Origin of the sequence: Streptosporangium sp. G11, assembly GCF_051192615.1 — a bacterium.
Classification (GTDB): Bacteria; Actinomycetota; Actinomycetes; order Streptosporangiales; family Streptosporangiaceae; genus Streptosporangium.
In genome coordinates this window covers 21,228-42,013 of record NZ_JBPJUQ010000069.1, presented here as the reverse complement: position 1 = coordinate 42,013, position 20,786 = coordinate 21,228, and the positions used below count along the sequence as shown (strand labels likewise).

Genomic DNA, 20,786 nt, shown 5'->3' with positions numbered 1-20,786 from the left:
GCCGCCACCGAGAGCAACCCCTTCGCCGGCAAGGCCAACAGCGGCGCCACCTGGACCAACGACATCAGCCACGGCGAGCTACTGCGCACCAACGCCGACCAGACCATGACCGTCGACCCCTGCAACCTGCAGCTTCTCTACCAGGGACAGGCCCCCAACCCCAACCCCGGCGACTACGGCCTGTGGCCCTATCGCCCGGGCCTGCTGACCCACCAGCGCTGACGACATGACACCCATCCGGCCCCCACACTCCCGGCGCGCACCGCGAAAACGCACACCCCACCGGGCGAGCGCGACCACGGCACACGACCAGGACCGGGCCGGAACCACCACCGACCCCGGGCGGGCCCGGCCCAAGACCGAGCCCGCCCGGGTCACACGGAGAGTCCAGCTCACCCTGCCGACCTTCCTTCCGTCCTGATGAGGGGGCCTCCGGTGCGACCTGCCGCACCGGAGGCCTCGCGTTACGTCCTGGCAGGCCAGGCCGTCAGCGGGGTGGCCGAAGGCGCTGCCCCGGCGTCCTGGTGTGCTCCCCAGGCCAGACCCCGCCTGTTGACGCCGGAGTGTCCGAGCACGCGTGCTCGGAGACGCCCCGGCAATCGAAAGGACACATTGTGAAACGAAGGCTCGGGGCCATACTGGCGGCCGCCACCTTGCCCCTGGTGATCGCGGGCCTGCTCCTGGCGGTCCGGCCCGCCGCGGCCGCGTCGCTGACCCAGGTGACCAACTTCGCTACCAACCCGACGAATCTGAACATGTACATCTATGTGCCGGACAGGGTCGCGGCACGGCCGGCGATGCTGGTCATGGTCCACTACTGCACCGGCACGGCCAGCGGGGTCTTCAACAGCGTCGGTCGTGACTACGTGACCGCGGCGGACCGGTACGGGTACGTCATCGTGGTTCCGGAGGCCACCCGCGAGGGGCGGTGCTTCGACGTCTCCTCCCCCGCCGCGCTCAGGCGCGACGGCGGCGGCGACTCCACCGGGATCATGTCCATGGCCTCGTGGGCCCGGCAGCGCTACAACGTCGACCCTGCCCGCATCGTGGTCAGTGGCTTCTCCTCCGGCGCGATGATGACCAATGTGCTCGCTGCCCAGTACCCGGACGTGTTCACGGCCGCCGCGGCGTTCTCCGGCGTCCCCGCCGGGTGCTTCGCCACCACCAACGGATCGCTGTGGAACAGCCAGTGCTCCGGCGGGAACCTCATCAAGACCGCGCAGCAGTGGGGCGACCAGGCACGGGCGATGTATCCCGGATACACCGGCCGCTACCCCCGGATGCAACTGTGGCACGGCAACACCGACACCACCCTCGCCTATCCCAACTTCGGCGAAGAGATCAAGCAGTGGACCAACCTGCACGGGTTGGGCCAGACACCGGCCTTCACCGACAGCCCTCGATCGGGCGTGACCCGGACCCGGTACGGCGCCACCACGGCCCAGGCTCCCGTCGAGGCGTTCAGCTTCGCGGGCCACGGCCACTCCCTGCCGCTGGACGGCATGTTCCCCCACGCCATCACGTTCCTCGGCCTCGACGGCGGATCGGACCCGTCCCCGTCACCCACTCCGACACCGACTCCGACGCCGGGGACGGCGGGTGCGATCAGGGGTGTGGGCTCGGGCAGGTGTCTCGACGTGAGCGGTGCCTCGCAGGCCAACGGCGCCCAGGCGCAGATCTGGGACTGCAACGGCCAGGCCAACCAGCAGTGGACGGCGACCGGCGCGGGTGAGCTACGGGTCTACGGCAACAAGTGCCTGGACGTGAGCAACCAGAGCACCGCCAACGGCGCCCTCGTACAGATCTGGGACTGCAACGGCCAGAACAACCAGAAGTGGCGCCTCAACTCCGACGGCACCATCACCGCCATCGCCGCGAACAAGTGCCTGGACGTACCCAACAGCGCCACCGCCAACGGCACCAGGCTCGCCATCTGGTCCTGCAACGGCGGAGGCAACCAACGCTGGACCCGAACCTGACTCACCTGGCGAGCCCGCCCGGGACCGGTCTGCGCCCTGGGTGGGTTCTTCGGCGCGGTCGATCCGAAGAGGAGTCAATCCGTCGGCGAGAAGATGCGCTGCTGGATCTCCCTGCGGTAGTCGTCCAGCGTGTTGTCGATGTGGGTCGCCGCGGCCTGGGCCGCCGCTTCGGGGTCGCCGGCGCGGATGGCCTGGTAGATGGCGTCATGTTCCTCGACGGCCTTGGCCGCGTGCCCGCCTATCGAGCCGCGCAGCCCGATGAGGTTGGACTGGGCCTGCAGCCGGCGGACCTCCCGTACCGCTATCTGGAGGAACATGTTGTGCGAGGCCGTCGCGATGGCGGCGTGGAAGGCGTCGTCGCCCTCGATGAACAGATCCTCGCGTCCGTTGTCGAATCCGTAGCGGCACACCCCGGCCGACTTCTCGATGTCTCCCAGCTCCGCCGGGGTGGCGCGGCGGGCGGCCAGCCGACTGGTCTCCATCTCCTGAGCCCGCCGGAACTCGAAAAGCATGTAGACGTGGTCCAGATCGGTGGGCAGGAAGAAGGACGCCCAACGCCCGGTGCCGAGCATCCCCTCATCGTCGGCCACGTACAGGCCACGCCCCTTCTGGGCGCGCACCCGGCCGAGCGCCGAGAGTATCTTCACCGCCTCGCGCACGACGGTCCGGCTCGTGCCCAACTGCCGGGCCAGCTCGTTCTCGGTGGGCATGCGGTCGCCTGGCCGCAGGCGCAACCGGCTGATCAACTCCAGCACCTGCTCCGCGGCCACCTCGTAACCCGGCCGGTATACGCCTTCCGCACGCGGAGTATCGATCACGCTGCCCGCTCCCTCCCTGCCACCACCTCCTCAAGAGTACGACCAACCGAGGGCCGGATCAGCATAATCTTCCCCAGCCCCTCCGGCATTGAGTGCTACACATCTGACCCGCCACCGGATCCTTGAATCGGACAGAGGGAAAAGGCGATGCTTCCACCTGCACTTATGCTCGAAAGAGTTCCCACTTCGACGACGACCTCTTGTGAGAAGTCGGAAATAAGTGGGCTTAAGGTCTTGACGCGCCTCAACGTGAGGAACGTAATTAGTAGCTAAGTCTCCGGGATGCCTCTGTCGGGGGTTTCCTCCTCGGCCGGACCGCATCTGGAGTGAGGCACTCCGCGGCGGCCACCGGAGGCGAGGACGGACATCGTCGTCGTCCACGACGGTGACGCGAACGGTCCCGGTCGCCTCGGATCAGGGCGCGATTGTTCGGCGACACCGGCAAGAACCGGCGAGACGTGGTTCTCAGCGCGGGAACCAGCGAAACGGCGTTGAGCCGCCACACCGGCCGGCTGAGGCTCCCACCCCCCGATGAAGGAGAACCAAGTGGTTTCCCCCTCCAGACACGTCGATGTTCGAACCGCGGGAGGGATCGTGTGATGTCGAAACACAGATCCTTTCTCGGAGCGATCGCGGTCGCGGTACTTCTCGTCCTGTCCACGGCTCACGCGGCGCTGAGCAACAGCGTCGGCGAGACCACGTCCTCCACGGGCACCGGCGCCCTCGCGCCGACCGCCGGGTGCGGCAAGTCCCCGACGCTGGCAAGCGGTACGCACACGATCCAGAGCGGCGGCAAGACGCGCTCCTACATCCTGAGGCTCCCCGACAACTACAACAACACCACGCCCTACCGGGTGTTCTTCGGGTTCCACTGGCGGGGCGGCACGATGAACGAGATCGACTCGGGCGGCACCAGCGGGTACCCCTGGTCCTTCTACGGCATGCGGCAGATGTCGAACAACAACGGGATCTTCGTCGCGCCCCAGGGCATCGGCAACGGCTGGGCCAACTCCAACAACGAGGACATCACCCTCGTCGACGACCTGAACAGGCTGCTCGACGCCTCCCTGTGCGTCGACACCGCGCAGCGCTTCGCCATGGGCTTCAGCTACGGCGGCGGGATGAGCTACTCGCTCGCGTGCAGCAGGGCGACGGTCTTCCGCGCGGTCGCGGTCTACGCCGGCGCGCAGCTCAGCGGGTGCAGCGGCGGCAACGACCCCATCGCGTACATGGGACTGCACGGCATCGGCGACAACGTCCTCAACATCTCCCAGGGACGGTCGCTGCGCGACAGGTTCGTCCGCAACAACGGCTGCACCGCCCAGAACCCGCCCGAGCCGGGGTCGGGCAGCAGGACGCACATCACCACCACCTACTCGGGGTGCCGGGCCGGGTATCCGGTCGTGTGGGCCGCCTTCGACAACGGTCACATGCCCGGTCCCGTGGACGGAACCTACGCCGAGAGCGGCATCACGACCTGGACCAAGGGAGAGGTGTGGAGGTTCTTCTCGCAGTTCGGGAGCGACCCCAACCCCACTCCGACTCCGACTCCGACGGTGACTCCGACGCCGGGAACGGCGGGGGCGATCCGGGGTGTGGGCTCGGGCAGGTGTCTCGACGTGAGCGGCGTCTCGCAGGCCAACGGCGCCGCGGTGCAGCTCTGGGACTGCAACGGCCAGAACAACCAGCAGTGGGCGACGACCGGCGCGAGTGAGCTGCGGGTCTACGGCAACAAGTGCCTGGACGTGGCCAACCAGAGCACCGCCAACGGCGCCCTGGTCCAGATCTGGGACTGCAACGGCCAGAACAACCAGAAGTGGCGCCTGAACGCCGACGGCACCATCACCGCCCTCGGCGCGAACAAGTGCCTGGACGTGCCCAACAGCGCCACCGCCAACGGCACCAGACTCGCCATCTGGGACTGCAACGGCGGAAGCAACCAACGCTGGACCCGAACCTGATTCCCTTTCCGGACCTCTGAGACACCTTCAGGATCCCTCGCCGGGGAGCGCGACGTCCCGGCGAGGGATCCTCTCCCACGGCAGGGGCACCTTCGCATGCCCGCCCGCCCAGGAGATCAGCACGCCGTCCACACCCGGACGGCTCACGGCCCGGGTGTGCCGCCCGGGCCGTGAGCGCGCTCGACACGACGGCGGCACGAGGACCGGAGCCGCACCCGCCGGACCAGCTCCAATGGGACGTTCCGCCGACCGCCCCCACCCCCCACATAAGGAAGTCCCGTGTTTGAATTCTCGTACTCCGCGATGCGGAGGCTGCTCTCAGCCGGAGCCGCCGCGATAGGACTGACCGCCGCGGCCGCCCTGGTGGCGCCGGTCTCCCCCGCCTCGGCGGCCACCACGACCCTCTACGCCTCCCCCTCCGGTACCGGCACCAGCTGCTCCACGGCCCAGCCGTGCTCGGTGCCCGCCGCGCAGACCGCGGTGCGGGCGCTCACCGGCGCGATGTCCGGCGACATCGTCGTGGAGCTGGCCGCCGGGACGTACCGGCTCTCCGCGCCGCTACGGCTGACCGCCGCCGACTCCGGCAACAACGGCTACACCGTCAAGTGGCAGGCCGCCGCGGGCGCCCGTCCCGTCATCAGCGGCGCCAGGGCGGTCACCGGGTGGTCGCTCGCCGACTCCGGGAAGAACATCTGGCGGGCCAACGTGGGCGCCGGGACCGACACCCGGCAGCTCTACGTCAACGGCGCCATCGCCACCCGCGCCCGCACCCAGGTGAACCGGGCGGACTTCACCGCGAACAGCAGCGGCCTCTCCTTCACCAACGGGGCCCTGGGCTATCTGAACAACCTCGCCAACAAGAACCGGGTCCAGCTGGAGAGCGTCAACTCGTTCACCGACCGGTACGTGTCGGTGCAGAACATCACCGGGAACTTCATCACGATGCAGCAGCCCGGCTGGAGCAACAACAACTTCGGGTACGACACCTTCACCAGCCCGCACCGGGCGGGCCCGCTCTACCTGGCCAACGCCTACGAGTTCCTCGACGCGCCGGGCGAGTGGTACATCGACCCCGGGACCGGCGCGCTCTCCTACATCCCGCTCTCCGGGCAGAACATGAGCAGCGTCAGCGTGGAGCTGCCGGTGCTGCAGTCCCTGGTGAACGTCGGGGGCACCTACGACGCGCCCGCGCACCACATCGCCTTCACCGGCATCACCTTCAGCGGCACGACCTGGATGGCGCCGAGCGGCAACCAGGGCTACGTGGACCAGCAGACCGGCGTCTACATGGCCGGCAACTGGAGCTGGCCCGCCTTCACCTCCTGTCACAACGGCTGCCCGCAGTTCGAGGCCACCCGGCCGAACTGGTACCAGATGCCCGCCGCCGTGCAGGTGTCCGCCGCCAACAACATCACCTTCAGCGACTCGCAGTTCTTCAACCTGGGCCAGACGGCCGTGGGCATCGGCAACGACGCCAACGGTCACACCAGCGGTGTCGGCCTGGGCGCGAGCAACATCACCGTCACCCGCTCCGAGATCGCCCGCAACTCGGCCGGCGGCATCGTGGTCGGCGGCGTGCGCGCCGACGCGCACCATCCCAGTGACCAGCGGATGGTCAACCGGAACATCACCGTCAGCAACAACCGCATCCACAACCTCGGCGTGGAGTACCGGGGCATCGTCTCGGTCCTGACCACCTACGTCAGCACCGCCGCCGTCACCAACAACGAGGTCTACAACATGCCCTACACCGGCATGTCGATCGGGTACGGCTGGGGCGCCAACGACGCCGGCGGCAGCGAGCACTACGCCGGCCGCGGCCTGTACAACTACCAGCCGCGGTACACCACGGCCACCACCGCGTCCAACAACCGGCTCTCTGGCAACTACGTGCACGACGTCATGCAGCAGATGAACGACGGCGGATGCATCTACACGCTCTCGGCGAACCCGAACGGACTGATCAGCGACAACTACTGCCTGCGGACCAACGGCTACTTCGGCATCTACTTCGACGAGGGCTCCCGGTACTACACCGCCCGCAACAACGTCTTCTCCTCCACCGGCACCTGGGCCACCGCCAACTACTGGTACGCCGAGAACATGGGGAACTTCACCGTCACCGGCAACTGGTCGACCAACGGCAGCACCAATGTGACCAACGGCGACCGCGGCAACGTCGTCAACAACAACGTCACGGTCACCAACGGCAACTGGCCGTCGGGCGCCCAGGCCGTGATGGCGGCCGCCGGACCCCAGGGAACCACCCCCCAGCAGGGGGTGCAGCTCGTCGGGGTCCAGTCGAACCGCTGCGTCGACGTGCCGAACTCGACCACCACCAACGGCACCCAGCTCCAGCTCTGGGACTGCGGCACCGGCACCAACCAGCGCTTCACCCACACCTCGGGCAAGCAGCTGCAGGTGTACGGCAACAAGTGCCTGGACGCGAACGGACAGGGAACCGCCAACGGCACCCAGGTGATCATCTGGGACTGCAACGGCGGGACCAACCAGCAGTGGAACGTCAACGCCGACGGCACCATCACCGGCGTGCAGTCCGGTAAGTGCATGGAGGCGACCAACTTCGGGACCGGCAACGGAACCAAGGTCCAGCTGTGGTCCTGCACCGGCACGAGCAGCCAGAAATGGAGCCTGCGCAGCTGATCCGGCCGTCTCACTCCTTCGCCGGGGCGGTCCACCGTCCCGGCGAAGGCCATCCACGAACACTCCGGCCACGGAAGGCCGGGGCGGGGGTGGGCCGCCGGGCCCACCGGTCCGGGGCGGTCCGGGGGGACGTCGTCGCTGGAACACCTGCTGGGCACCCCCCATCCCGCCGACACCACCGACACGAGGGAGCGCCGCGTGAGCACGCCGGACGACATCGACGACCTCCTGCGGCACCTGGAGCGTGAAGGCCTCGTCCTCCATCTCGGCATCGGTGACGCCACCGTGTGGTTCGCCACCGAATTCCGCGAGCGCATGATCGCCGAACGGCTGGCGATGCTGCCCGACGAGCCCATGGTGAGCGTCGCCGTGGCCGCCGCGGTGCTCAACGTTCCGCACTCCCACGTCATCGCCGAAGTCCGCGCCGCCACGCTGGCCGGCCACGACGGTGACCGTCGGGTCTGGGTGCGGCGCGAGGCCCTGGTGCGGCGCATCACCACCCTGGGCCTGCCCTGCCCGGCTCCCTCCGCCGAGCCCTCGAACCTCCCCGACGGCCATACGCGGGGGAACGCGCGCCCATGAGCGCCGATATCGCCGGAGGCGTTCCCGCTGAGCGAGGACGGCGCTCAGCGCTCCAGGCGCACGGGGTCGTCCGGCCCGCCGCGACGGACGAGCCAGGCGTCGGTGATGTGGTTGAACATCGCCTCGGCGGCGCCGCCGGGGTCGTGGGCGGCGATGCGCTCGTAAACGCGGCGATGGCCGAGGTTGGACGCCACGCACAGAGCCCGCTGGGGCTGGCCCATGTAGCGGGCGGTGTTGATGACCTGGCTCTCCAGGGCCCGCACCACGCCACGGGCGATACGGTTCCCGGACGTCTGCATGATCGTGTCATGGAAGGCACGGTCGTGCTCGGCGTACGTGACGTGGTCGTCCACGAGCTCGTCCATCCGATCCACCAGCGCGCCCAGCCGGTCGATGGTGTCCTGATCCGCGAGGCGGGCGGCGAAGTTCGCCATGTCGGACTCAAGCACGCGCCGCGTGACGACGAGGTCGTCAAGGATCGCCAGGCTCTCGTCCTCGGCGATGGTCGCCGCGAGGACGAGCTCGTCGAGCATGTCCCACATCGTCGGCGGGGTGACTATGGTGCCGCTGCCCTGGCGGACCTGCACCAGCCCCTTCTCCTGAAGGATCTTCACCGCCTCGCGGACGACGGTCCGGCTCACCGAGAAGGCGTCACAAAGCGCGGGTTCGGCGGGCAACGGTGTTCCTGAGGGGTGCACCCCTCGAACGATGCGCTCCACCAGCTCCGCCGTCACCGCCCTGGCGAGGTTGGCCGGCCGTCGCACCCATGCCGGCGGGGACGCGGCGCTCGGCGGCGACTCCTGCGATGTCGTCATATCTCCTCCGGTGCCGCGGGCGGCGCCACATTTCGACGTCAGTATATGTCACGTGTATTGACGTCAGACGTCATACGAATTACGTTTCGCCTCAAACAGCGGCCGGGCGAGCCGGCCGTCCTCTGGAGAGTGAACAGCAATGAAGCAGCGAACACTGTGGTCCGCCCTTCTGGTCGCCGGACTGGCTTTAGCCGGTTGCGGGAGCGCCACCCGGCCCACGTCGGCGCCGAGCGACTCCAGCAAGGTCACGAAGCTCGTGGTCTGGGACTGGAAGTCAAGTGACGCGGCCGCGGCCTCCTACATCCAGAAGGCCAAGGACGACTTCGCCAAGAAGCACCCCGGCGTCACGGTCGAATTCGTGGCCCAGCCGTTCGACCAGTACTACACCCTGCTGGGCGCGGCCATCCAGTCCAACACGGGACCGGACGTCATGCTCTTCAACGGAGGCGGCCAGATCCGCGACCGCGTGGACTCGCTCCTTCCGCTCGACCAGTACGTGGCCGAGGACAAGCAGCGCCTGGCGGGCTGGGACGCGTTCAGCAAGGACGGCAAGATCTACGGCGCGCCGGTGACGTTGCAGGGTCACCCGATCTACTACAACAAGACGCTGTACGAGAAGGCCGGACTCGACCCGGCGAGCCCCGCCACGACGTGGAAGGAGTTCGTCGACGACTGCGCCACCATCAAGCAGAAGACCGGGGCCGACTGCTTCGCGCTCGGCAACAAGGAGGGCGCCGGCATCCAGTTCTTCATGTCGGGCCTCGGCTCGGGCATCCTGACCGCGCAGGAGTACGACGACTGGATCGCCGGGAAGCGCGCCTGGGACTCTCCCAACGTGAAGCAGATCTTCAAGCTGTGGAAGGAGGCCGGCGACTCGGGGCTGAACAACAAGGGAGGCAACTCGACCGCGATGTTCAACGACGCCTTCACGATCTTCAACTCCGGCAAGGCCGCCCACATCATCGGCCTGATGTCGGACATCGGGCACTGGAAGGACTTCAGCGAGTTCCTGGGGGCCGACAAGGTCGGCGTCATGCCGGCCCCGGTCGTCACCGAGGGAACCACCCCGAGCCTCGCGTACGACGGCGGCATCGGCTACGCGGTCGCGAAGAAGGCGAAGGACCCCAAGCTGGCCGCCGACATGGTGCGGTCGCTGACCACGACCGACGCCCTGACCTCCTTCTACTCCGACGCCGGCGCGATCGCGTCCGACACCACGATCGACGTGTCGCAGGGCCCCGTGGCCGTCGGCACGATCGTGGCCGACCTCAAGGGCGGTAAGCCCGCCCTGCACGTCGCGTTGTCCTCCAAGACCCTGGACCTGATGGGAAGGCTGTCCCAGCAGCTCCTGAGCGGATCGGCGACCGTCGACGAGGTGGTGGAGCAGCTGGCCGCCTCGGATCGGGCGAGCTGATCCCGTGCCGATCCGAGATTCGTCACCGTTGGTCCGCCCGGTCGGCCCCGGGCGGACCGGCGGAGGAGAGACGGGACGGCCGGAACGCCGCGGTGACACCGGGACCGCTTCCCGTCCGGCCTCCCGCACGTTGCGTTCCGAACGCCTCGCGCCCTACGTTCTGGTGGCTCCGGCCCTACTGATCATCGTGGCGCTGCGACTGTGGCCGCTGCTGCTGGGCGTCAACTTCTCCTTCACGGGCGACGGCGAGCGCAACGGGACGATGGTCGGCCTCGACAACTACCTGGAGATGTTCCAGGACGCGACGTTCCAGAGCGCGCTGCGCAACGTCGGGCTGCTGGTGCTGCTGCTTCCGGTGGCGGTGGCCATCCCGGGCCTGCTCGCGACGTTCATCTACCTGCGCGTACCCGGGCACCGGGTCTTCCGCAGCGTCTACTTCTTCCCGGCCGTGCTCTCACCGGTGATCATCGGTGCGATCTTCAACCTCATGCTCGCCTTCGACGGCCCGTTGAACACCGCCCTCGCGGCGATCGGCGTCGGCCCGGTCGACTGGCTCGGCGACCCGGATGTCGCCATGTTCGCGGTTGTCGGCGTGCACATCTGGGCGACGTTCGGGATGGCCCTGGTGGTGTTCCTCGCCGGATTCGCCACCCTGGACCCCGCGCTCCTGGACGCGGCCCGGGTGGACGGCGCGTCGCTCCCCCGGATCATCTGGCATGTGATCATCCCGAGCCTGACCCGCACCATCCAGTTCGTCTTCGTGACCACGATGATCGGGATGCTGACGTCCATGTTCGGCCTGCTGTACGTCATGACCAGCGGCGGCCCGGAGGGGTCCACCTACCTGCCGGAGTACTACGTCTGGATCCAGCAGGGACAGATGAACCGCCCCGCGCTCGCCTCGGCCGCGTCGACGGTGCTCTTCCTCATCATGCTCGTGGTGGGGCTCCTGCAGATCAGCGTGCTCCGCCGCGCCGGAAGGGAGGACTGATGCTCGGCAAACGCCTGGGCAAGTGGGTGGTCGCCGTTCCGATGGCGCTCCTCGCGCTGGCGACGATCTATCCCCTCGTGTTCACCGTCAACGTCGCCATGAAGACCCGGCGTGACTACGTCCTCGACCGGTTCTCCCCGACGACCTCCCTGAACTGGGACAACATCGTCACCGCGTGGACCAGCGTCGGCATGGCACGATACTTCGCCAACTCGCTCATCGTGGTGACGATCTCGGTGGTCGTCCTGCTGCTCCTCGGATCGATGGCGGGCTTCGCGCTGAGTCAGCTGCGGTTCCGCGGTTCCAAGGCGCTCTTCCTGGGCTGTCTCGCGGCGCTGTTCATCCCGTTCCAGGTGATCATGGTGCCGCTCACGCGGGTCATGGCGGACAGCGGCCTCATCGACACCTATCCGGGACTGATCCTGGCCTACGTCGCGCAGTTCCTCCCTTTCACAATCTTCCTGATGACGAGTTACTACAAGACCGTTCCAAGGGAGATCATCGACGCGGCGAGAATCGACGGGAACACGACGTACGGCGTCTACCGGCGGGTCATGCTGCCGATAGGGGTCCCGGCCCTGCTGTCGGTCGGCATTCTCGACGCCCTGTTCTGCTGGAACGACGTGCTCATCTCCCTGCTGATGATGCCGTCGGCCGACCACCGCACCCTCATGGTCGGGGTCACCTCGCTGCGCGGACAGTACTCCGACGACATCCCCACCTTCGCCTCCGGGGTTCTGATCGCCGCCGTGCCCGTGTTGATGGTCTATCTCTTTCTCCAGCGCCAGATCGCCGACGGTGTCACCGCCGGTTCCACGAAGGGCTGACATGCGTATTTCGGGGTATCGCACGTTGACGACGGTCCAGGAATGGGACCGTCCGGTCGGTGACGCCAACGGCGTCTACGCCGACGGGGTCGTTCCGGTGTCGATCATCATGGTGGACACCGACGAGGGGATCACCGGCGTCGGCATCGGGCCGCACGTGGAGCTCGACGGCGTCTTCGCCGCCATCGAGGGTGAGGATCCGCGCGGCGTGACGGCGCTGTACGACCGCATGCTGCGGCAGACCTTCAAGGCGGGCCACGCGGGCGCGGTGTTCGGGACCATCGGCGCGCTCGACACCGCCCTGTGGGACATCAAGGCGAAGGCGGCCGGTGAACCGCTCTGGCGTCTGCTGGGCGGGCGTGACAGGCGGGTTCCCGCCTACGCCTCGGGCCTGGACATCGGCCTGACCGACGACGAACTCGTCTCGGTGTACGAGGTCTACGCCCGGCACGGTCTGCGGGCGGCCAAGATCAAGGGTGGCCTCGACATCGAGCGGGACCGGCACCGCCTGACCCTGGTCCAGGAGGTCCTGACCGAGGCCGGGCACGGAACGCGGCCGGGCCTGATGCTCGACGTGAACGAGGCCTGGTCGCGCAAGCAGGCGATCCGGCACGTCCGCGAGCTCGAGCGCACCCTGGATCTCACCTGGATCGAGGAGCCCGTCCGGCGGTGGGACGCCGAGGGCCTGGCCGTCGTCGGCCGCGGGATCCGCGCGTCGGTCGCCACCGGGGAGAACCTCACCGGGCTCGAGCAGTATCGTCCGCTGCTGGCCGCGGGGGCCGTCGACATCGTCCAGACGGCCGCGGTCTGGGGAGTCACCCACTTCCTGCGGGTGTCCGCCCTGGCGCACGCCCACGATCTGCCGGTCAGCCCGATCGGCAACATCCCGGCCGGCCTGCTGCACGCCGCGACCTCGGTGCCGAACCACATGGCCAGCGAGCTGCAGGACCTGCGGCCGCCGCTCGGAGTGTCCGTCGACCTGTGCGTCGAGGACGGCGCGTTCCTCCTCGGGGACTCGCCCGGCCTGGGCCTCACGGTCGACGAGGACGTCATCGGGGGGCTCACCCTCCGGCCGGGCACCCTGACGGCCGACGGTCCCGGCGTCCGGCCCGAGCAGGCCGGCCGGCGGCTGCTGGCGGTGACCGACAACGGTCACGTCGCACAGCAGCGCCTGCTCACCCCCCTGGTCATGGACGGTCAGCGTCGAACGCCGAGGTGAGTCCCGCCGTTCGACGCCGACCGTCCATGCCGTATCCCGGACCGGAAGAAGGGAACGCACGTGTGTCCGTCACCCGTGCCGCACATAGGTACATCGGCCGCGACCCGGGCGGAAGCCGTCCGGGCGGGCCACACGATCGTGGTCGCGCCCCCCGGCGCCGAGAACGCCGACGACAGGGGGCCGGGCAGTACGGACCGGCCACTGGCGACCTTGGAGGAGGCGCGGCGACGGGCGCGCGACGCGGCGGCCGAGGGGAACCGCGACGTCACCGTCCTGCTCCTGGACGGGACCTACCGGCTGGCCTCGCCGCTGCGCTTCGACGCCGCCGACTCCGGCCGGAACGGGCACACCGTGACCTGGAAGGCGGCGCGCGGAGCCACACCCGTGCTGAGCGGCGCCCGGCCCGTCACCGGCTGGGAGCCCGACGACGCCGCCACGGGCGTCTACAGGGCGCACGTCGGCACCGGATTCGACAGCCGGCAGCTCTACGTCGACGGAATCCCGGCACAGCGCGCGCGGATCAAGCTGGCGCGCGGCGACATCACGCTGACCCCGACCGGCTTCACCATCGACAACCCGGACCTCGCCTACCTGGCCCCCCTGCCCGACCAGGGGCGCATCGACTTCCAGGCGATGCTGTCGTTCACCAACCGATTCGCGCCGGTGCGGAGCATCTCCGGCTCGACGGTCGTCATGCGGCAGCCGGCCTGGGACAACAACACCTACGGCTACGACACCGTCCAGGCCCCGTTCCGCACGCCGACGTTCTTCCTGCTCAACTCCAGGAGCTTCCTGGACGAGCCCGGCGAGTGGTATCTGGACACCACGGCGGGAACGCTCTACTACAAGCCGCTTCCCGGGCAGGACATCTCGCGCGCGCGGGTGGAGCTGCCGCGGCTGGAATCGCTGGTCCAGATCGGCGGCACCTACGACGAGCCCGCCCGCGACCTGCGGTTCGAGGGCCTGACCTTCACCGGCACCACGTGGCTGCGCCCCGGCTCGCCCGACGGGTACGCGAACCAGCAGACCGGCGTGTTCATCAGCGGCGTCCAGCCCCACCGACCGGCCGACGCGTTCACCTCGTGCTCCTCCGGCTGCGCGGGACTGGAGGCGTCCCGTAACGGCTGGGAGCAGGCGCCCGCGGCGGTGCAGGTGTCGGCGGCGGACGACATCGGGTTCGCCGGCTGTACCTTCGTCAACCTCGGTTCCGTCGGGCTGGGCATCGGCAACGACGCCGGCGCCCACGCCACCGGCGTGGGCCTGGGCGCGCACAGGGTCTCGGTCGTGGGGTGCACGTTCACCGCGAGCTCCGGCGGCGGCATCGTGGTCGGCGGCGTACGCCCCGACGCGCACCACCCGTCCGACCCTCGTATGGTCAACAGCGACATCGTGCTCGGCGACAACCGCGTCCACGCGACCGCGCTCGAATACCTGGACCAGGCCGCGATCTTCGCCAGCTACGTCACGCGGCTGACCATCGAGCACAACTACGTCTGCGACATGCCCTACATGGGCATCGGACTCGGTTACGGCTGGGGCGCCAACGACCCGGGGGGCAGCCCCGACTACCTCGGCCGGGGGCTCTACGACTTCCAGCCGGTCCACGGCACGCCGACGACTCTGAGCGACGTCCGCGTCGTGGGCAACCACGTGCGCGACGTCGTGCGGACGATGTCGGAGGCCGGCTGCATCTACACGCTCTCGGCGATACCCGGCGGCCTCATCGACGAGAACTACTGCGAGAACAGCGGGCAGTTCGGCCTGTACTTCGACGAGGGTTCCCGGTACCTGAGCGTGAGCCGCAACGTGTTCGCCGACACCGCGGGGCAGTGGGCGCACGCCAACACCCAGAACGGCAATCACACCGGCGACCTCACGCTGATCGAGAACTACGTGACCAACCCCGCCATCACCGGCATCGCCGACGGCGACCGCGACAACGTCGTCCATGGCAACATCACCGTCGCGCACGGCAACCTCCCGATCGAGGCCAGCCGGGTGATCTACAACGCGGGCCCCACCGGCCCGTACCGCGGCGCTCCCGACCCGCGGCGTCCCCCGGTCGGCGCCTTCCTCGCGGCCGATCCGGTCACCGTGAGTGCCGGTGATCCGGCCACCGTCACCGCCACGGTGAAGAACCTGGGCGACCACCTGGTCACCGGCCTGACCGTCTCGATCACCGTCCCCGAGGGCTGGCGGGCCGAACGCGCCGGCAGGCCGGTGAGACGCGCGCTGCCCCCCGGCGCCTCGGACACCGAGACGTGGAAGGTCACGGCACCCGAGCCGTTCACGCCCCCGATCGGCCACACGCCCGTCAAGGCGTCGGTGATCTTCCAGGTCGGCGAGGCCGGTTACGTCCTGGACAGGTCGCTGACACCGGCCGCGCCCGGCCCGCCGTGGGGAGGCGGGACGCCGGGTCGATCACCGTCTCCCACGCCGCCGGCGTGACGGGCCGGTCCGGCTTCGACGGCCTCACCGTGAGCGAGCCCGGGGCCGTACGGACCGTGACCGGGCCGTACGGCTTCCCGGTCACCAGGGCCACGCGCGGGCGACCCCGGCCGGTCACAGGCGGGGCGGCTCGATGTTCAGGGCTCCGGAGCGGAAGGCCGCCACCTCCACCCGAGCGCCGGGAAAGCCGGCCTCGCGTACGGCCGGCACCAGGCCCGGCAGGCCGGCGGCCCGGGGCGTCAAGCCGGCGTCCACTTCCACTCGCACCCGGTCACCGAGGTCACGTACCCGCAGGTCGGTGACCGGCAGACCGGCTCGGGCCAGCAGGCGGCGCACCGCCCGCTCGGCCGTCTCGATCCGGTGCAACCGGGCCGGCGTCACCTCCAGGCCGTAGGCCACCCGGCTGGCCAGACAGGGCGCGGCCGGCTTGTCCCAGGTGACCAGGCCCCACGCCTCGCTGACCCGCCGTACCTCGGCCTTGGTCAGACCGGCGTCGCGCAGCGGGGCGAGCACCCCGCGCTCGTCGGCGGCCCTGATTCCCGGCCGGAACGGGTCCACGGCGTCGTCGGCGTTGGTGCCGGTGGCGACGTGTGCGAAGCCGTGCTCCGCCGCCACCCGGCCGATCACGTCGAGTACCTCCGATTTGCAGAAGTAGCAGCGGTCGCGGCCGTTGGCGCGGTAGCCGGGGTTCGCCGCCTCGGCGGTGGCCGGCAGCGGGTGCCGTACGCCGAGGGAGGCCGCGAACCGCCGGGCCACGTCGAGTTCCTCGGCCGCCAGGCTGTCGGAGACCGCCGTCACCGCCAGCACCCGCCCGGTCCCAAGTGCCCGGACCGCGGCCGCCAGCACCAGCGCGGAGTCGGCCCCGCCGGAGAAGGCGACGGCGAGTGAGGGCAGGGCCGCCAGCCGGTCGAGCAGTGTGGTGATCTTGCTGTCGGGGGTCATCCTGATCTCTTTTACGTAGGGGGCCGTTCGCGAGTCAGCCGTAGCGCCCAGGCGGCCGTCTCGCGCAGGGACAAGCCAAGGGCGGCCGAGGCGGCGGCCACGTCGTCGTGTTCGGGTTTGGCCGAGTGGGGTCCGTGCTTGACACGCACGCGATGGCCTTCCAGGTCCACCTCGGTGGTGTGCCGGGGCAGGGCCGTGCGCTCGACCGCGACCTCGCGCACGCCGAGCGCGCCGGTCTCGGTGAGGACCAGTTCGCGCAGGGCCGGTGCGGCGGGGCGGCGGCACAGCAGGTGCAGCACGTGCGCCGGCCGGCCCTTCTTCATGGTGGCCGGGGTGGCCCAGGCGTCCAGGGCGCCGGCGTCGAGGGCCCGTGCGATCGTGTGGCCGAGCACCTCGCCGGTGACGTCGTCCAGGTTGGTCTCCAGGACGACCAGGGGCTCGGTGCCGGCGTCGCGGGCGGGTTCGGCGAGGGTGACGGCGACGATGTTCGGCCGGTCGGGAAGCTCCCGGGTGCCCGCGCCGTAGCCGGTCGCCACCGGGGTCATCGCCGGCGGCGGGGTGTATCGCGTTCCCATGGCGCGCAGCAGCGCGGCCCCCGTGGGGGTCACGGTCTCCCCGGGCAGGTCGCTGCCGGTCACCAGAGCCCCCTGCAGCAGGGCGGCGGTCGCGGGGGCCGGTACGGGCAGTACGCCGTGGCGGGTGATCACCGTGCCGGTGCCGAGGGGGATCGGGGCGCAGTGCACGGCCGTGACGCCGAGCAGGTGCAGCGCGGCGGCCACGCCGACGATGTCCACGAGCGCGTCGTGGCCGCCCAGCTCGTGCAGGTGCACCCGGCCGGGGTCGGCGCCGTGGATCCGGCCCTCCGCCTCGGCGATCGCCCGCAGCGCGGCGCCGGCGAGGGCGGCGACCGGTTCCGGGCAGGCGGCCCCGGCCATGGAGATCAGCTCGGCCGCCCGTCGCTCGGTCGCGGTGTCGGTGACCACGACCCGTACGCGGGTCACCGCCAGCCCATGGCTGACCACCCGCCCGGCCGTCAGCTCCCACCCGGTGAGACCGGTCGATCCCACCGCCGCGCGGATGCCGTCCAGCGGTGCCCCGGCGTCGATGAGCGCCGCCAGCAGCATGTCCCCCGCCAGCCCCGTGAACGGGTTGACCCAGCAGATCACGGCCCTTCCCCCTGCTCCGCCGCCTCCGCGCCCGCCGGGGAGGGCCGGGGTGCGGGAGAGTCCGCGCCGACCGGGAACGGGGTGGGCGGGGATGGTGAGGAGGCGCGGCGGGTGGCGGTGTGGGCGAGCCGGTGAGCGGCCATGGCGGCGCCGAACCCGGAGTCGATGTTGACCACGGTGAGGCCCGCGGCGCACGAGGACAGCATCGCCAGCAGGGCGGTGACGCCCTCCAGGGCCGCGCCGTACCCGACGGAGGTGGGCACGGCGATCACCGGCGCCGCCACGAGACCGCCGACGGCGCTGGCCAGCGCGCCCTCCATGCCCGCCACGACGATCACCGCGTCGGCCGCGCGTAGCCGCCCGGTCTCGGCGAGCAGCCGGTGGATTCCCGCCACGCCCACGTCGCGGACGACGGTGACGGCCAGCCCGATCGCCTGGGCCACGGCCGCCGCCTCGGCCGCCACCGGCCCGTCGGACGTACCCGCCGTGACCACCGCGACCGCGAAAGGGCCGGCCGCCGCCGGCCGCCACACCAGCAGCCGCGCCACCGGGTCGTAGGACCCGCCCGGCACGGTCGCCAGGACGGCCCCGGCGGCCGTCTCCTCGACCCGCGTGGCCAGCACCGGGCCGGTGTTGCGGGCGAGCAGGGTGGAGACGATGGCGGCGATCTCCCCGGCGGTCTTGCCCGGCCCGTAGACGACCTCGGGCGTCCCCTGGCGGGCCTCCCGGTCCACGTCGACGCGGGCGAACCCCAGGTCCACCGCGCGTTCGCTCATGCCCGGCCGCCGGACAGGTAGGGAATGGTCTGCGGGCCCTCCGGCAGCACGCACAAGCGGGCGCCCGGCCCGGCGGCGGCCAGCGCCTCGGTCACCGTGGCCGCGATGTCGCCGGTCCGTTCCAGGTGGGCGACCGCCAGGTCGGCGTCGCTGAGATATGAGGTGTGCATCACCACCCGCGCGCCCGCCTGGACGCGTGCCTGGATCTGCACCTGCCACTGGTCGGGGACGGTCACCGGCCGGGCGGCGATCGCGTCGAGCAGCGCCCGCGGGGAGGGCGCCGAGGCCAGCACCTCACGGTAGGAGCCGTGGTCGGGGAAGCCGTCGCGGCACTCGGCGGCGCAGACGATCACGCCGCCCGGCCGGACCACCTGGAACGCCGCCGACATGCCCTTGACCGACTGGTAGAGGTTCTGGTCGAGGGGGTAACCGGAGTTGGTGGTCACCACCACGTCGAAGGGCGCCTCGACCCCTCGCATGGCGACCCGGCGGGCGGCGGCGGTGGCGGCGGCGTGCATGGGCAGGATGTCGCCGCCGAACGCCGCCGCTATGTCCTTGTCCCGGTTGAGGATCACGTCGAGGGCGAAGGTCACCCCGGTGCCCTCGGCGATGGCCCGCACGTCGTCGTGCACGGGGTTGCCCTCGATCACTCCCCAGGTGGCCCGGGGGTCGCCGATGCGCGCGGCGTCGTGCAGGGTGAGCACGGTCTCCAGCGCGGCCAGGCCGGGGGCGACCAGCTTGGGTCCGCCGGAGAAGCCCGCGAAGAAGTGCGGCTCCACGAAACCGGTGGTGATCCGCACGTCGGCCTCGACCCAGGCGGTGTTCAGCCATACCGGCACGTCCTTGCCGAAGCGGCCGAGGTAGGTGAGCGATCCCGGGTCGCGGGCGTCGTGGTTGACGATCCGCACGGAGTCCACGACCGTGTCGCCGAACATCGCGCGCAGTTCGGCCTCGGTGTTGCCGCGATGGGTGCCGGTCGCGACGAGGATGGTCACGTCGTCGAGGTCGATGACGCCGTCGAGTTCGTCAAGGATCGCCGGAATCATCAGGTGCCGCGGCTGGGGGCGGGTGCCGTCGCAGGCCGAGATGGCGACGGTCTGGCCGGGCCGTACCCTCTCGCGCAGCGGCGGCCCGGACACCGGGTCGCGCAGAGCCGCTCGCAGCGCGCCCATCTGGTCGGGCGCGGCCGCGTGGTGGACAGGCGTCACCACCGTGGTGGCCCTGTCGGGCAGTTCGACCGTCAAGCCGGTCTCCCCGTAGGCCAGGCGGACCTTCACGGCGTCTCCTCCGCGCCGGGCTCCGGCCAGAGTCCGTCGGAGATGCCGGTATCGGCCGGGTCCGGGTCGCCGTCGGCCCCGTCCGGGGAGCCCTCGACGTCTTCGAGCACCGAGCGAAGCCACGTCTCGGTCGTGCCGATGTGCACCAGCGCCGCCGCCTGGGCGAGCGTCGCGTCACCGGCGGCCAGGGCGTTGTAGATCGCCTCGTGCTCGGCGATGGTCTTGTGCGAGCTGCCGGTCTCGACCGTGCCACGCCACACCCGCATCCGCAGGGTGCGGCCGGAGATCCCGTCGAGCAGGGTGGACAGCGTCTCGTTGCCGGTCGCCCGCACCACGGCACGGTGGAAGGCGGCGTCATGGTGGTTCAGCTTCTCCACGTCGTCGCTGGCCGCGCACATCGCGGCCAGGTGCTCGCCGATCTCGGCGAGCTGTTCGGCGGAGATCCGGGACGCGGCCAGCGCGGTCGCCGCGGGCTCCAGCATCCGCCGCACCTGGACGATCTCCAGCAGGGTGTCGTCGCGCAGCAGCTCGACGGCCAGCCCCAGCCCTTCCAGCAGCAACCGCGGCTCCAGGCTGGTCACGTAGGTGCCATCACCCCGCCGTACGTCGAGCACCCGGGCCACGACCAGTGCCTTGACCGCCTCGCGCAACCCGTTGCGGGAGACACCGAGCTGGGCGGCGAGCTGGTGCTCCGGGGGCAGCCGCGCCCCGGGGGGGAGCTCACCCGACTGGACGAGCGCCCGGATGCGGGAGATCGCCTCGTCGGTCAGGGACATGGGCGCGGCCTCCGGCCGTGGAGTCGCTCGATCGGTACGCAGGTCACAGCGGGAACATAACAGACATCCCATGTCCGTGCGAGGCGCCGATCGATCGCAGGACAAACATGGGCTGTATCCGCGCGACGCAC

17 protein-coding genes are annotated in these 20,786 nt (G+C 70.3%); 10 read left to right on the top strand and 7 right to left on the bottom strand.

The features are described from left to right. Window positions 1-222 (top strand): non-reducing end alpha-L-arabinofuranosidase family hydrolase (locus ACSDR0_RS39545; RefSeq protein WP_435294086.1); only part of this gene is annotated, 222 nt, incomplete at its 5' end. A 392-nt stretch (window positions 223-614) separates the two neighbouring features. Next, a complete protein-coding gene (locus tag ACSDR0_RS39540; RefSeq protein ID WP_435294085.1) occupies window positions 615-1,979 on the top strand; it encodes an extracellular catalytic domain type 1 short-chain-length polyhydroxyalkanoate depolymerase in 1,365 nt (454 codons plus the stop codon). A gap of 74 nt (window positions 1,980-2,053) precedes the next feature. Here the strand turns inward: ACSDR0_RS39540 and ACSDR0_RS39535 are convergent, their stop codons facing one another. Beyond that, window positions 2,054-2,797, bottom strand: a complete 744-nt coding sequence (locus ACSDR0_RS39535) for a FadR/GntR family transcriptional regulator (RefSeq protein WP_435294084.1) — start codon at window positions 2,795-2,797, stop codon at window positions 2,054-2,056. A gap of 599 nt (window positions 2,798-3,396) precedes the next feature. On the opposite strand from ACSDR0_RS39535, the gene ACSDR0_RS39530 reads away from it, so the two are divergent. The 3 genes from ACSDR0_RS39530 to ACSDR0_RS39520 all read left to right on the top strand — a co-directional run bounded on the left by ACSDR0_RS39530 (window position 3,397) and on the right by ACSDR0_RS39520 (window position 8,004). Continuing rightward, window positions 3,397-4,758 carry a lectin gene (locus ACSDR0_RS39530; RefSeq protein ID WP_435294083.1) on the top strand — a complete coding sequence of 454 codons (1,362 nt, stop codon included), beginning with the start codon at window positions 3,397-3,399 and terminating at the stop codon, window positions 4,756-4,758. Window positions 4,759-5,037: 279 nt separating this feature from the next. Continuing rightward, window positions 5,038-7,422 carry a ricin-type beta-trefoil lectin domain protein gene (locus ACSDR0_RS39525; protein WP_435294082.1) on the top strand — a complete coding sequence of 795 codons (2,385 nt, stop codon included), beginning with the start codon at window positions 5,038-5,040 and terminating at the stop codon, window positions 7,420-7,422. A gap of 198 nt (window positions 7,423-7,620) precedes the next feature. Beyond that, window positions 7,621-8,004, top strand: a complete 384-nt coding sequence (locus ACSDR0_RS39520; protein WP_435294081.1) for a hypothetical protein — start codon at window positions 7,621-7,623, stop codon at window positions 8,002-8,004. Window positions 8,005-8,048: 44 nt separating this feature from the next. Here the strand turns inward: ACSDR0_RS39520 and ACSDR0_RS39515 are convergent, their stop codons facing one another. Further along, window positions 8,049-8,819, bottom strand: a complete 771-nt coding sequence (locus tag ACSDR0_RS39515) for a FadR/GntR family transcriptional regulator (RefSeq protein WP_435294080.1) — start codon at window positions 8,817-8,819, stop codon at window positions 8,049-8,051. Between the two features lie 139 nt (window positions 8,820-8,958). Here ACSDR0_RS39515 and ACSDR0_RS39510 point away from each other — a divergent pair, with 139 nt between their 5' ends. The 5 genes from ACSDR0_RS39510 (at window position 8,959) to ACSDR0_RS39490 (ending at window position 15,718) form a co-directional block, all read left to right on the top strand. After that, window positions 8,959-10,233: an ABC transporter substrate-binding protein gene (locus ACSDR0_RS39510; protein ID WP_435294079.1), complete on the top strand. Its 1,275-nt coding sequence runs from the start codon at window positions 8,959-8,961 to the stop codon at window positions 10,231-10,233. 163 nt (window positions 10,234-10,396) lie between these two features. After that, window positions 10,397-11,224: a carbohydrate ABC transporter permease gene (locus ACSDR0_RS39505; protein WP_435294078.1), complete on the top strand. Its 828-nt coding sequence runs from the start codon at window positions 10,397-10,399 to the stop codon at window positions 11,222-11,224. Next, window positions 11,224-12,051, top strand: a complete 828-nt coding sequence (locus ACSDR0_RS39500) for a carbohydrate ABC transporter permease (protein ID WP_435294077.1) — start codon at window positions 11,224-11,226, stop codon at window positions 12,049-12,051. The genes ACSDR0_RS39505 and ACSDR0_RS39500 overlap by 1 nt, the downstream gene beginning before the upstream one ends. 1 nt (window position 12,052) lies before the next feature. Continuing rightward, a complete protein-coding gene (locus ACSDR0_RS39495) occupies window positions 12,053-13,270 on the top strand; it encodes a mandelate racemase/muconate lactonizing enzyme family protein (RefSeq protein ID WP_435294076.1) in 1,218 nt (405 codons plus the stop codon). A gap of 75 nt (window positions 13,271-13,345) precedes the next feature. Next, the gene (locus ACSDR0_RS39490) at window positions 13,346-15,718 is read left to right on the top strand and encodes an NEW3 domain-containing protein (RefSeq protein ID WP_435294075.1); all 2,373 of its coding nucleotides are present in this window, start codon (window positions 13,346-13,348) and stop codon (window positions 15,716-15,718) included. A gap of 114 nt (window positions 15,719-15,832) precedes the next feature. Here ACSDR0_RS39490 and larE read toward each other — a convergent pair whose 3' ends face one another. From larE to ACSDR0_RS39465, 5 genes are read right to left on the bottom strand one after another with little or no spacing between them, the layout of a single operon-like run. After that, the gene (larE, locus tag ACSDR0_RS39485) at window positions 15,833-16,660 is read right to left on the bottom strand and encodes an ATP-dependent sacrificial sulfur transferase LarE (protein ID WP_435294074.1); all 828 of its coding nucleotides are present in this window, start codon (window positions 16,658-16,660) and stop codon (window positions 15,833-15,835) included. Window positions 16,661-16,671: 11 nt separating this feature from the next. After that, on the bottom strand, window positions 16,672-17,826 hold the full coding sequence (larC, locus tag ACSDR0_RS39480; protein ID WP_435294073.1) for a nickel pincer cofactor biosynthesis protein LarC: 1,155 nt from the start codon (window positions 17,824-17,826) through the stop codon (window positions 16,672-16,674). Next, entirely contained in the window at window positions 17,823-18,602 is a 780-nt protein-coding gene (gene larB / locus ACSDR0_RS39475; protein ID WP_435294072.1) for a nickel pincer cofactor biosynthesis protein LarB, read from the bottom strand. The genes larC and larB overlap by 4 nt, the downstream gene beginning before the upstream one ends. Further along, a complete protein-coding gene (gene larA, locus ACSDR0_RS39470) occupies window positions 18,599-19,879 on the bottom strand; it encodes a nickel-dependent lactate racemase (protein WP_435294071.1) in 1,281 nt (426 codons plus the stop codon). The genes larB and larA overlap by 4 nt, the downstream gene beginning before the upstream one ends. Next, the gene (locus ACSDR0_RS39465) at window positions 19,876-20,655 is read right to left on the bottom strand and encodes a FadR/GntR family transcriptional regulator (protein ID WP_435294070.1); all 780 of its coding nucleotides are present in this window, start codon (window positions 20,653-20,655) and stop codon (window positions 19,876-19,878) included. Before ACSDR0_RS39465 ends, larA begins: the two co-directional genes overlap by 4 nt. Window positions 20,656-20,786: the final 131 nt, after the last annotated feature.